The following is a 12921-nucleotide window of genomic DNA, read 5'->3' on the forward strand; positions in this document are numbered from 1 at the left end:
TTGTCAATCGCTAGATCTTCTGGTTGACGAAGTATCGTCCGGACTTTATAATAGAAGTATTCGGCTGTTAAAAACAGTCAGTCTATCAATAAGGAGATGTATCTTATATGGAAAAGAAACATACGCGCGGCAGCTTTACCGGATCGATCGGCTTCGTGCTTGCTGCCGCAGGAAGCGCAGTTGGACTGGGAAATATCTGGCGTTTCCCTTATCTTGCCGCAAAAGACGGAGGCGGAACCTTTATTTTAGTTTATATCGTACTGGCTCTGACCTTTGGATTTACCCTGCTGACAACTGATATTGCCATCGGAAGAAAAACCGGACAAAGTCCGCTTGTCGCTTACGGTAAAATTCACCCGGGCTGGAACGGTCTTGGCCTTCTCGCCAGTATCGTGCCGGTTGTCATCCTGCCTTACTACTGCTCCATTGGCGGCTGGGTATTAAAATACCTGTCTGTGTTTCTCACCGGACATGGCACTGCTGCTGCCGAGGATGGTTACTTTACCGGCTATATTACCGGTACATGGCAGCCGATTGTGTGGTTGGGAATCTATCTTTTTCTTACCGCATTCGTTGTATATCGTGGTGTCAATAAGGGAATTGAAAACTACAGCAAAATTCTGATGCCGATCCTTCTGATTTTAATCATCGGAATTTCTGTTTTTTCTCTGACCCTGACCCATACCGATGCAGACGGTGTCGTCCGTACGGGACTGCAGGGTATGAAAATTTATCTCGTTCCAAATTTTAAAGGAATGACGCCGCAGAAATTTTTCACCGTCTTTGTCGACGCACTCGGACAGCTTTTCTTTTCGATCAGTGTAGCGATGGGTATTATGGTTGCCTATGGTTCCTACGTAAAAAAAGAAACAAACCTGATGAAATCGATCAACCAGATCGAAATTTTCGACACCATTGTTGCGCTGCTCGCCGGTTTGATGATCGTTCCTGCCGTATTTACCTTTATGGGGACAGAGGGTATGTCTGCCGGCCCTGGTCTGATGTTTGTCTCCCTGCCGAAGGTCTTTCAGTCCATGGGAGCAGCAGGCGGCGTAATCGGAACCATTTTCTTTCTTATGGTCTCCTTTGCAGCCATTACATCTTCCGTATCGGTCATGGAATCCATTGTTTCCTGTATGATCGACAAATTTCACATCAGCAGAAAGAAGAGTACTGTGATTGTAACGGTTTATGCGTGTCTCGTCGGTATCATCGTATGCCTCGGCTACAATGCGCTTTATTTTGAACTGAAGCTTCCAAATGGCGCAACGGCTCAGATCCTGGATGTCATGGATTTTATCAGCAATAACCTTCTGATGCCGCTTGTCGCACTTCTCTCCTGTATTCTGATCGGATGGGTTGTAAAGCCACAGGTCATCATCGATGAGGTGACGCTGGGAGGATATAAGTTCGGTCGAAAGAGACTGTATATCGTCATGGTGAAGTTTATTGCACCCGTGCTCCTTGCCGCACTGCTGCTGCAGTCGTTCGGTATTTTAAACGTCTGATCACTGTGATACCAGATTGCTATGTGCTTTGCACTCACGCAATCTTCAAAAACATTCGTAATCCGCTCATTTTCCTTCGAAAAATGGCTCCTTACTTATGTTTTTGGCGAGTCAAGAGATCAAAAAAGCATGTTTTCCGGTGGCTTTTCCAGAAAACATGCTTTTTTTGTGCCTGTCTGCACATATTTCTAACAGGTGAAACCCTTACATCCTGCGAATTAACGTTCCATTTACACCAAGTATCTCTCCGTCAAATTCCCGGGCGAAAAGTACTTCCCCGTCTCCTTTTACTTTTATTTCCTCATCCGATGCATTGAGCAGAACTTCGATTCTATTTCCCTCTTCATCTAATTTAATATATTCTACACACCGATCATTCTCATAGACATTCGGGAAATGGAAATGCAGGCTTCTGCACACTTTTTCATTTCTTCGAAGCATGATCAGTTTCCGCATCGTTGCAATTTTTTTCTGATTCTCTTCGCTTTCAATTTCACTCCAAGGCATACATCTTCTGCAGTCCGGATCATGAGCACCTTCCATTGCGATCTCCGTTCCATAATAAATACAGGGGCTTCCCGGAAGCGTAAAAAGGATTGCAAGCTGCTGGTAGAACTTGTCCAGATCGTGAAAACGGTTCATCAGCCTCTCGGTATCGTGGGAATCCAGGAGATTAAAAAGTACATCGTTATTCTGCTGCATATACATGGTATAGCAACGGTTTACCATATATTCAAATTCTTCTTTTTTCATTGTTTTATCAAGAAAGAAATCATGGATTCCACTCAGCAGCGGGTAGTTCATGACAGAATCATATTCATCTCCCTGCAGCCACTGGCTTGCATCATGCCAGATTTCCCCCAGAAGATAAATATCCGGCTTTATCGTTTTTAAATGCTCCCTTATCCGCTTTAAGAACCTGTGCGACACTTCGTTTCCTACATCGAAACGAATTCCGTCGATATCAAACTCCCGTACCCAGTCCTCACAGATTTTACAGAAATACTGTATCACCTCTTCGTTGTTTGTATTCAGCTTTGGCATCCCGTCTGTAAATGCAAAGGAATAGAACCGTCGGTCTCTGGTGTCTCCCCTTTTTTGAACCTGTTCCCAGTCCTCTACCATAAACCAGTCCGCATAACGAGACTCTTTTCCATGCTCCAGGATATCTATCCACGGCTCAAATTTTCTTCCACTATGATTAAACACTGCATCTACCATAATGCGGATTCCTTTTTCATGTGCTTCTTTGCAAAGCGCTTTCATTGTATCCGCATCGCCAAAAAACGGATCTATTTTTGTATAATCGGTCGTGTCATATTTGTGGTTGGACTCTGCTTTCATGATCGGATTCAGATAAATACCGGTAATCCCAAGTTCCTGCAGATACGATAATCTCTGACGGATCCCTTCCAGATTTCCTCCGAATTTTTCTTCGTTTGTTACGGTTCCGTGATTTCTCCAGGGTGTGATATCATCTCCGTTTTTTTCCGGTGTCCCGTTGCAGAACCGATCCGGGAAAATCTGATACCAGATCGTTTCGTTTACCCATGCCGGTGTGCGATTGATATCTGCCGGGTTCATCCAGGGCACAATAAAGCACTGCTGCATACGGCCATCCATCCGGAGCTGTTCTTCTGTCAGGAAACCATCCTCAAAATAATACCAGACTTCCTTTTCCGTCCGCAGTTCAAAGTAATATTTGCATCTTTTGTATTCCGGAAGAAGCGTTGTTGTCCACCAGATCTGATAAGGCAGACGTTTTTTATATATCATTTCCTCTCTTTTTCCGATCCACTTTTCTTTTCCGCCCAAAATTCCGGCTTCATAAGGATCTCCGTAATGGATAAAAACCTGTTTTACATCATATCCTGTCTTGATATTGACAATCAGTCTGTCCTCATCCAGGGCATAACTCATCTGTTCTGAAGTTTTATGGTATACACCACTAAATTCCATCTCATTTTCCTCCCGCATAGCTCTAAAGCTGTTTTTTGCATCCTTGTAAGAAACACGATCACTTTTTTGTTTCGTATTGTTTCGTAGCTTTACTATAAGCCTTTTTTATTTCTTCGTCAATCAATTTCCATTTTTCCCTGCGCTTTCGTAAAATTCAGATAATTTTCAGGATGATTTTTGTGCAGGATGCTTTCTTCGAAACTTAACGAAACATTTCTTTTTCAAGGTATTGATTGCTTTTTATCTTATGATTTTATATAATGATACCGGGATCAAAAGGTCTTTTAACACCTATGATAGCTGGGAGTTTACATTTTTTGTTTTGTGAAAGGATTGCCGATTATGACTACCATTCAGGATATTGCTGATAAAATGGGAGTTTCCAAGAGCACGGTATCCAAAGCGCTCAATGACGCGCCTGATATCAGCGAAGCTTTACGGAAACAGGTTTTGGAAACTGCCGTAGCTCTGGGTTATACGAAGCTGCGGCGTTATAAGAAACCGACAAAAAAAGTCTGTATTATAATAGAAAAAGAGAATATGCGGTATCAGGAACCGCATCATTTTGCCTATGATATCCTGGTGGGTTTTCGTCAGATGGCAGAACCGGCCGGATTTGATGTTGAAATTGTGCCTGTTGATATTAAGACCCAAAGAAGCCAGCATTATGATGTTTTCATGCTGAAGCATGATTATATAGGAGCTTTTGTGGTCGGCTTTTCCCTGAGCGATCCCTGGATTCAGGACTTTAAAATCAGCCGCACACCGGCTGTTCTTTTCGACAACTATATAGTAGGGAATCCTTCCACCGCTTATGTAGGTATTGATAATGAGGAGGGAATGGAGCTTGCCGTCTCTTATCTTGCCGGACTTGGACACCGGAAGATCGCTTATCTGAGCAGCTCCCTCGGTGCCCGGGTTCTCCAGGCACGCCATGCTGCCTTTCTCCGTTCCATGCACCAGCATGGACTGAAGACTTCTCCTGCTGCGATCGGCTGTTCTTATTATCTGTCAGAATGTATGGAAAAGCATCTTCCCCGTTTCCTGGAAAACGGAATTACTGCTATTATTTGCAACCAGGATACCCTTGCAAGTGCAACGCTCACGCAATGTCAGCAGCTGGGATTCCAGGTTCCTGATGATATCAGCATTATCGGATTTGATGACCTGCCGATTGCCGCTTGTACGTCACCGCCCCTTACAACCATCAGACAAGATCGGCTGGAGCTCGGAAAAAGTGGATTTTTTGCATTGTCAAGTCTTCTCAATCACATCCCAATCAGTACGTATTTGTTGCATGCACAGCTGATTCAGCGGGAATCGACAAGGAAGATCCCTCTATAAGTTCATCTCATCAACAATATTTGCCGGTTTTGCAGTCATTTCTACCCATGCCGGTATAAAACCGCTTTTGACAGCGTTTCTTACAGATCTGACATTAGACCAGGCGGTACAGTAAAAAGGTACTTTTCCCCTGTTTATGATCTCTTTTGTAAGTCTGCTTGTCAGTGCAGAGGCAATCCCCTGTCGTCTGTATTCCGGCAAGACATCCACACCAATCTGCCACATATCGTCGCAATCGGCAGAACAGGCGGCAAGTCCCACCAGCGTGCTTCCGTCATATGCGCCGACGCCAAGTACATCCAGATTCTTCCGATCTTCGCAAAGCGCATTGCCCCATTCCGGTCGATACAAATCCGCAAAATCTTCCTGTGTCAATACTCGTGTCACATAGGCGCAGGAAAGAGTCGGTATCCGGCTGATGTCCGGCAGATAGTATTCTGCCATGAAACATATTTTGTGCCCTTTTTCAACTAAACGTTCATTCAGCCAATGCATGTTTGGTGTCTCAAAACAGTGGTAAAATTCGAATTTGTCTACATACGCAGATACCAGATCCATCGTCTCCGGTATGGAAGCCGCCATGATATTATTTCCATAGGAAACCAGATTGCAGGTAATAGGCTCTTTCAAATATTTGCGGGCCTTCTTTCCTAAATTTATGGGAACAACAACATTTTTGTCCGCCTTGAGATCTTCCACACGGCACCCCATATCTTCCGCAGACTGCCTCATGGCAATCTCCATCATTTCACGATTCGTCATATGCTTTTCTCCATTCTATCAGTTCAGTAACTTGGGGATGCGCAGACATGTCCATTTTGGAAACAGTGTCTATCATTCTCTGCATCCAGCCACTCAATCCTTCCGATTCTTTTCGCTTCGCAGATCATCTGCCAGGTATCTGCAGAATATGAAGCAGCACTCCCGCTGCCCGCTCCATTGCTGCCGGATCAATGGAGGAATAATTCATGACATACGTATTTTCCTGCTTTGCCGCCTCCGCTGTGTCTGCGTAATAGCCGGAGAGCGGCTTTAATTTCACACCACGGGATTTCGCCTGCGTGACAATCGACTCTTCTTTCAAATCCGTGCGAAGATGCATCAGAAAATGAACGCCGGCTTCTTCCTCCTCGATGGTCACGTAATCACCGAGCGGCTTCTTTTCGAGTGCCTGTAAAATCAGATCTCGTTTGTTCTGATAATAGTTTCGCAGCCGGTTGATATGTTTTTCGAAACTGCCATTCTCAATAAACTCTGCCAGTGTGTACTGCTCAAAGTTGGAGACGGTGCAGGAATAAAACGACAGCTCGCGGTAAAATTTCTCTGCCAGTGTCTGCGGAAGCACCATGTAGCTGATCCGTACCGTGGAGGCAAGTGTTTTCGTAAAGGTATTCATATAGATAACTTTGTCCGAAACGTCGATACTCTGCAGTGTCGGAAACGGCTTTCCGCCGAGACGCAGCTCACTGTCATAATCGTCCTCAATGATATAGTGATGATCTGATTTTGCCGCCCAGCCGAGCAGTTCATAACGGCGGCTGACCGGCATGACTGTCCCGGTTGGAAAGTGATGGGACGGGGATGTATGAATAATATCAACCGATCTTTTTTCCAGCTCCTGCACCGAAACACCGTCCTGATCGAGCGGCACTGGCTCGTACCGTACCTTCATACTCTCATAAATCCGCGCAATTTTGTGATATCCGGGATCCTCTACTCCATAAACAAGATCGTTTCCGAGAAGCTGAATCAGAAGGTTATGCAGATACTCCGTTCCTGCGCCGACAATAATCTGCTCCGGCAGCACCTGCATTCCACGAAACTCGCGCAGATATTTTACAATCGCACTGCGCAGCTTTAAAATCCCGGCGCACGGAGAATTGATCATGAGCTGGATCCGGTTGTCATTCAGGACAGCACGCACCGTCCGCGTCCAGATTGTAAACGGAAAAATCTCGCTGTCCGTCTGGTTACTGGAAAAATCCGCAAAATAGGAAGTCTCCCCGTTTGCCACCTGCAGGATCTCTTTTGGCACCGCATCCCGCATGGAATCCTCAATTTCCAGATCAGCTGCATAAAATCCGCGCTTTGGCATGGAATACAGATAGCCTTCCGCAACAAGCTGCGCATAGGCATTCTCGACGGTAATGACGCTGATACCCAGATTTTTCGCGAACGTCCGTTTCGACGGCAGCTTCTCTCCAGGGCGGATATTTCCCAGCAATATGTCATTTTTGATACATTTATATAAATATTCATACAGGGAATCTGACCCTATATTCGCAAAATTATACGTCAGCATCCGACCGTTCTCCTCTCATCTGACCTTACTGAATATATTTGTTTTGGCAATTTTTTTATAGTCACTTTACCAGTATACTGTGTGGCAGAGCAAAAGTAAAGCTAAAACAGGAACCAAAATTTATCACCTGTAATTTATCAGACACGGAGGAGATTATTATGACAGCAGTAAACGAGAGATACAAGCTGAACAAAGAACTGGCTCAGATGTTAAAGGGCGGCGTCATCATGGATGTTACCACTCCGGAGCAGGCACATATTGCAGAGGAAGCTGGTGCCTGTGCCGTTATGGCACTGGAGCGGATTCCTGCAGACATCCGTGCAGCCGGCGGCGTTTCCCGTATGAGTGATCCGAAGATGATCCGTGGCATTCAAGAAGCCGTTTCTATCCCGGTTATGGCAAAATGCCGTATTGGGCACTTTGTAGAGGCGCAGGTACTCGAAGCCATCGAAATCGACTACATTGATGAGAGTGAGGTTCTCTCTCCGGCAGATGATGTTTACCATATCAACAAACGAAGCTTCAAAGTACCGTTTGTCTGCGGTGCAAAGGATCTCGGTGAGGCACTCCGCCGGATCAATGAGGGCGCATCCATGATCCGTACCAAAGGTGAACCGGGAACCGGCGATATCGTACAGGCCGTCCGCCATATGAGAAAAATGAACAGCGAAATCCAGAAACTGACCTCGATGCGTGAGGATGAGCTGTTTGAGGCAGCCAAGGTCCTGCAGGTTCCGTACGACCTTGTTCAGTATGTTCATGACAACGGCCGTCTCCCGGTTGTCAACTTTGCAGCCGGCGGTGTGGCAACTCCTGCCGATACAGCACTGATGATGCAGCTCGGAGCAGAGGGTGTTTTTGTTGGTTCCGGTATTTTCAAATCCGGCAACCCGGCAAAACGTGCGGCTTCCATCGTAAAAGCCGTTACCAACTACACCGATGCGAAACTGATCGCAGAACTCTCCGCTGATCTCGGCGAGGCTATGGTCGGCATCAACGAGCAGGAAATCGCTTTACTGATGGCAGAAAGAGGAAAATAATGAAAATTGGAGTGCTTGCACTGCAGGGTGCGTTTACAGAACATGAAAAAGTATTAGAGCAGCTTGGCGCCGAATGCATCGAACTGCGTCAGGCCCGCAATCTTTCCGAGCCTTACGATGCACTTGTACTGCCGGGCGGTGAGAGTACCGTTCAGGGAAAGCTCTTAAAAGAGCTTGGCATGTTCGATACCATTAAAAGCCAGATTGAAAACGGTATGCCGGTTCTCGCGACCTGTGCCGGTGCGATTCTTCTGGCCGAAACGATCGACGGACAGATCAAGGGACAGCCGGAGCAGTATTTCGGCACGATTCCGATGTGCATCAGGCGGAATGCCTACGGCCGCCAGTTAGGCAGCTTCCACACAGAAGCACCGGTTGCGGTCATTGGAACAGTGCCGATGACGTTTATCCGTGCGCCGTATATCGCATCTGTGGGGGACGGCGTGGAAGTACTCGCGGTTGTGGAAGAGCGGATCGTCGGTGTAAAATACAAAAACCAGATGGCCTTCTCCTTCCACCCGGAACTCGACCCGGATGTGCGGATTCATAAGGCGTTTTTGAAGATGATATAAGACGGATAAAACAATAGCAGACTCAAAAAGCAATGCAAAAACCTGATCGTAAAAAGCTCCAGTTTCTCTTTGAAGCTGGAGCTTTCTCATTGTGTTTCGCTGCTGTTTCGCCGCACAGGAGTGTGACGCAGCGCTTTTTCTGTTTGAGAAACTATTTGATTCGTTTCAGTTCATACTGTCTCGTACCAAGGCCGATCTTTTCCGCCTGATCAAGGGTTGCCTCCCATTCAATATTCGGGTTGGAATCTTTGAAATGATCGTGGTGGCAATGCCATCCCGGCTCTGTAAGGTGCTCGCCAAGCTGACTGTTTTCGATCGGAGTTGCCTTCAGGCAGGCATCGGCACACGCCTGGTCAAGGGCAACCGGGTCGAAACTTGCAAACATTCCGATATCCGGCAGGATCGGTGCATCGTTCTCACCATGGCAGTCACAGTTCGGGCTGATATCCTGTACCAGAGAAATATGGAAGCACGGACGTCCATGACAGACAGCCTGTGCATACTCAGCCATTTTCCGGTCGAGAAGCTCGTTTGCACTGCTGTTTGGATTGTAAACCGCATCAAAACTGCAGGCACCGATGCAGCGGCCGCATCCTTTGCATTTGTCATAGTCAATGACTGCTTTTTTATCCACATAGGAAATTGCATCGCTTCCGCATTCTTTTGCACAGCGGTGGCAGCCACGACAGACATCCGTATTGATCGCCGGTTTTCCACTGGCATGCTGCTGCATCTTTCCGGCGCGGCTTCCGCATCCCATACCGATATTTTTCAGTGCACCGCCAAAGCCCGTTGCCTCATGGCCTTTGAAATGGCTCAAGCTGATAAAGATATCTGCGTCCATGATCGCATGGCCAATCAATGCTGTTTTGCAATATTCTCCGTTGACAACCGGAACTTCTACTTCATCGGTTCCGCGCAGACCGTCTCCGATGATAATCTGACAACCGGTCGTGATGGTATTAAATCCATTCAGATTTGCGCAGTCAAGATGTTCCAGCGCATTCTTTCTGCTGCCTGGATACAGCGTATTGCAGTCTGTCAGAAACGGAAGACCGCCCTGCTCTTTGCAGAGATCGGCAACCACTTTCGCATAATTCGGGCGAAGAAACGCCATGTTTCCTAGTTCGCCGAAATGCATTTTGATTGCGACGAATTTCCCTTCCATATCAATATCTTTGATGCCGGCAGCGATACAGAGTTTTTTCAGCTTGTCAAGCTGACTCGTTCCAACCGGACATCGAAAGTCGGTAAAATAAACCGTTGACTTTTCCATTTTGTCATTCCTCCTGATGTGTCGTTTTTTGACAGCATATCACTTCAAGCCAGGTTGAAGTCAAGTATAATTTGTGGTCTTCTGTTTGTCTCATGGACTTGTCTTTTTTCGGGATTTTTCGTATACTGAACATAGTATTTAAGCAACTGAAAATACAGAAGTGCTTTGGAGGTCATGTTTATGATAAAGGCAGTATTATTCGATATGGATGGTATCCTGTTTGATACCGAGATTGTAATGAAAGAGGGCTGGCTCAAAGCTGCCCGGGAGCTGAATTTTACGCTCACGGAGGAACATCTCTCACAGATGCGCGGCAGCGCGCTTCCACGGAGCAGAAAGCTGTTTGAGGAGTGGTTTCACGGAGAGGTGACATACGATGAGGGACGCGCGATCCGCTCGGCGTATCTGAATGATTATATTCAGCGAAATGGTGTACCGGAAAAGCCGGGACTTCACGAGTTTCTTTCCTGGCTGAAGGAACATTCGATTAAAGTTGCGGTTGCCACTTCCACAACACGGCGCGTTGCGGAAGGATACTGGAAACAGTCCGGCATTGACCAGTATATCGATGCTTCGGTCTGTGGAGATGAGGTTGTAAACAGCAAACCGGACCCGGAGATTTTCTTAAAGGCCGCTTCTCTTCTGCAGGTTCCGATTGCAGAGTGCATGGTAGCCGAGGACAGCATCAACGGTCTCAAAGCTGCCCGCGCCTCCGGCGCTGTCTCCTGCATGATCCCGGATCTGACACCGTATACGGAAGAACTCGCACCGATCTGTGATCATGTGAGTCCGTCGCTTCTGGACTGCAGGAAAATTATTCTGGATTCACAAGAAAAATAATCAATCGTAAAGAAAGTGCCTGTCAGTGTTTTTCAGCCTGACAGGCACTTTCTTTACGATTGATTATTTTTTGTTCTTTTATTCCACATCCACCGGTGAATCGTACGATTCCATCACATTGTAGATCTGCTCTGCTGCTGTTGTGCGGAGTTTCTGCTGCGTACCCTGATTTGCGCATTTTTCGTATTCGCGCATAAAAGATGTCGCTGCTGTGTCGACATCTTCTGCGTTTTTCAGGCGGTCCAGAAGATTCGGATTGTAATCGTTCAGATAAGCGAGCAGACTGTCGAGCTGTCCGGACAGGCTTCCGAGACTCTTTCCGAGGTCGATGGTATAGCGGCACAGATACTCTTTGATGGTCGGATCCGTGAATCCGCAGAGACCGTAGCCGTATCTTCCGCCGCTGTAAAGGCCGAAGCGGGCGCTGCGGATGACTTCATCTCGTGAGATGATTCCGGCATCGACAAGATTGGTGTACTGCTCTCCGCTGAGGCTCGTGCGGCTGGTGGAGCCGTACTCAAGCAGTGTCGGATTGAGGTCTGTAGATGCCTCGTTTGCAATATTTCCCATGATTCCTGCGGCTCCTTCTTTTGTGAAGCCGTGCATCAGGAAGTAATTCCAGATCTTTTCGGCGTTTGTTCCGCCGATTTCATCATCGGCTGCAAAGCGGCGGATCGTCAGAATCGTGTCGCAGTCTACCGGGCGGTTGCAGGTGATGCCTGCTTTTTCGTTCAGTGCCTCCACGATTTTTCCCTCGCCGTCGTACAGTGCGACATGGCCGTTATAGCAGATGACATCGCCTGTACGCGCTTCATCGAGGCTTGTAACCTCGGTTCCAAGACTGCGCCAGCCATCGGATGTTGTATATTCACCATCGTATGCGCCGCAGCGGGTCAGAATCTGCCATACAAAGTGGGAGCAGTCAATGCCGTCCGTTAGAGAGTTTCCGCCCCAGACATACGGTCTGCCGACAAACTGTTTTGCAAATGTAATGATACCGTTTCCGGTTGAAGTTTTTACTTCATATACAGTCTCTTTTTTATAGTTGAATGCTTCATTTTCAGATGGATCGATGATCTGATCCGCAAGTTTCATCTGGTCTTCTCCAGTGCTGGTCACATATTCCAGGGCTTCCTTTCCCTGCTGCAGATAATCCGTACGGACAAAACCGCGGACATCACCGGACTCGATGTAAACCCACTCCTGATCTGCATCAGCAATCACAAAGCAGAGTGCTTTTGCCGGAAGGGTTCCGACGATCCGTGAACTGGTGGAACCGCTCTCACGGACATTTAACTTCGTGTCGACCTTGGCGTAGGCGTATGTTTTATCGATCTGCGCAAAGCCTGCACGGAGATCTTTTTTCATGGCGCTGATATATTTTCCATAATCAATCGTCTGAATCCAGTCATCCGCCTGTGTTTCATCGCTCTTTGGCGTTTCGGTCGGCGTTGGTGTTGGTGTCTCAGTTGGAACCGGAGTTTCTGTCGGCGCCGGTGTCTCGGACGGGGTTGGCGTCGGTGTTTCGCTTGGCTCCGGGGTCACAGACGGTTCCGGCGTTTCGCTCGGAGTTGGTGTCGGTGTTTCACTTGGCGTTGGCTCCGGCGTCTCACTCGGAGCCGGATCTTCCGGTGTCTCGCTAGGAGTTGGATCCTCAGCAGGATCTGGTGTTTCCGGATCTTCCGTGGAAGCTGCAGTCTCATCTGACGATGCTGCTGTTTCTTCCCCCGGTTTCTCAGTCTCTTCTGCCGGAGCAATCATTTTTTCTGCGTTCTCATTCTCCGTTTCACTCTGTGTGGACGGTGCATCTGCCTGTTCTTTCTGCGTTTCCTGCACCGTTTTCGCCGTCTCCTCCGCATGAGCCGGTGCTGCCGAACCGAGAAGCATTCCAGCTGCCACACCGAACGCTGTTACTGTTGTGCCAAATTTTTTCTTTGAAATCATATTTATTGCCCTCTCCTCTCTGCTGTTTGTCGATTTCTTATAACCAGGCCATTCGGATTTCGGATTACAAAATTGTATCGTTCCTGTGAAGTCTGGCCTGTTTTTTCGAAGTTAAACGAAAAATACTATCATTTTT

Annotated in this window: 10 protein-coding genes; 5 read left to right on the top strand and 5 right to left on the bottom strand. The window is 47.3% G+C overall.

What is annotated here, in order from left to right:
- Nucleotides 1–107 precede the first annotated feature (107 nt).
- Complete coding sequence (locus DW915_RS02530; RefSeq protein ID WP_118594444.1) at nt 108–1508, top strand: sodium-dependent transporter; 1401 nt, start codon at nt 108–110, stop codon at nt 1506–1508.
- 204 nt (nt 1509–1712) lie between these two features.
- On the opposite strand, the gene DW915_RS02535 is transcribed toward DW915_RS02530, so the two are convergent.
- Nucleotides 1713–3467, bottom strand: a complete 1755-nt coding sequence (locus tag DW915_RS02535; protein WP_118741492.1) for a glycoside hydrolase family 13 protein — start codon at nt 3465–3467, stop codon at nt 1713–1715.
- 342 nt (nt 3468–3809) lie between these two features.
- Here DW915_RS02535 and DW915_RS02540 point away from each other — a divergent pair, with 342 nt between their 5' ends.
- Nucleotides 3810–4811 (top strand): LacI family DNA-binding transcriptional regulator, encoded by a 1002-nt coding sequence (locus tag DW915_RS02540; RefSeq protein WP_055228127.1) that lies wholly within the window; start codon nt 3810–3812, stop codon nt 4809–4811.
- On the opposite strand, the gene DW915_RS02545 is transcribed toward DW915_RS02540, so the two are convergent.
- The gene (locus DW915_RS02545) at nt 4806–5573 is read right to left on the bottom strand and encodes a GNAT family N-acetyltransferase (RefSeq protein ID WP_022461528.1); all 768 of its coding nucleotides are present in this window, start codon (nt 5571–5573) and stop codon (nt 4806–4808) included. The two genes, DW915_RS02540 and DW915_RS02545, sit on opposite strands and share 6 nt — an antisense overlap.
- A gap of 124 nt (nt 5574–5697) precedes the next feature.
- A complete protein-coding gene (gene pdxR, locus DW915_RS02550; protein ID WP_118741493.1) occupies nt 5698–7113 on the bottom strand; it encodes a MocR-like pyridoxine biosynthesis transcription factor PdxR in 1416 nt (471 codons plus the stop codon).
- Nucleotides 7114–7271: 158 nt separating this feature from the next.
- On the opposite strand from pdxR, the gene pdxS reads away from it, so the two are divergent.
- Both pdxS and pdxT read left to right on the top strand, forming a co-directional pair.
- Nucleotides 7272–8153, top strand: a complete 882-nt coding sequence (gene pdxS / locus DW915_RS02555; protein WP_118741494.1) for a pyridoxal 5'-phosphate synthase lyase subunit PdxS — start codon at nt 7272–7274, stop codon at nt 8151–8153.
- Complete coding sequence (pdxT, locus tag DW915_RS02560) at nt 8153–8725, top strand: pyridoxal 5'-phosphate synthase glutaminase subunit PdxT (RefSeq protein ID WP_118741495.1); 573 nt, start codon at nt 8153–8155, stop codon at nt 8723–8725. The genes pdxS and pdxT overlap by 1 nt, the downstream gene beginning before the upstream one ends.
- Nucleotides 8726–8876: 151 nt before the next feature.
- On the opposite strand, the gene DW915_RS02565 is transcribed toward pdxT, so the two are convergent.
- Entirely contained in the window at nt 8877–10001 is a 1125-nt protein-coding gene (locus DW915_RS02565) for a DUF362 domain-containing protein (RefSeq protein ID WP_118741496.1), read from the bottom strand.
- 180 nt (nt 10002–10181) lie between these two features.
- Between DW915_RS02565 and DW915_RS02570 the strand changes: the two genes are divergently transcribed.
- Nucleotides 10182–10841, top strand: a complete 660-nt coding sequence (locus DW915_RS02570) for an HAD family hydrolase (protein ID WP_118741497.1) — start codon at nt 10182–10184, stop codon at nt 10839–10841.
- A 78-nt stretch (nt 10842–10919) separates the two neighbouring features.
- Here DW915_RS02570 and DW915_RS02575 read toward each other — a convergent pair whose 3' ends face one another.
- Nucleotides 10920–12785: a phage tail tip lysozyme gene (locus DW915_RS02575; protein WP_118741498.1), complete on the bottom strand. Its 1866-nt coding sequence runs from the start codon at nt 12783–12785 to the stop codon at nt 10920–10922.
- Between the last annotated feature and the right edge of the window lie 136 nt (nt 12786–12921).

The organism is Blautia sp. AM42-2 (genome assembly GCF_003480245.1).
GTDB classification, from domain to species: Bacteria; Bacillota; Clostridia; order Lachnospirales; family Lachnospiraceae; genus Fusicatenibacter; species Fusicatenibacter saccharivorans.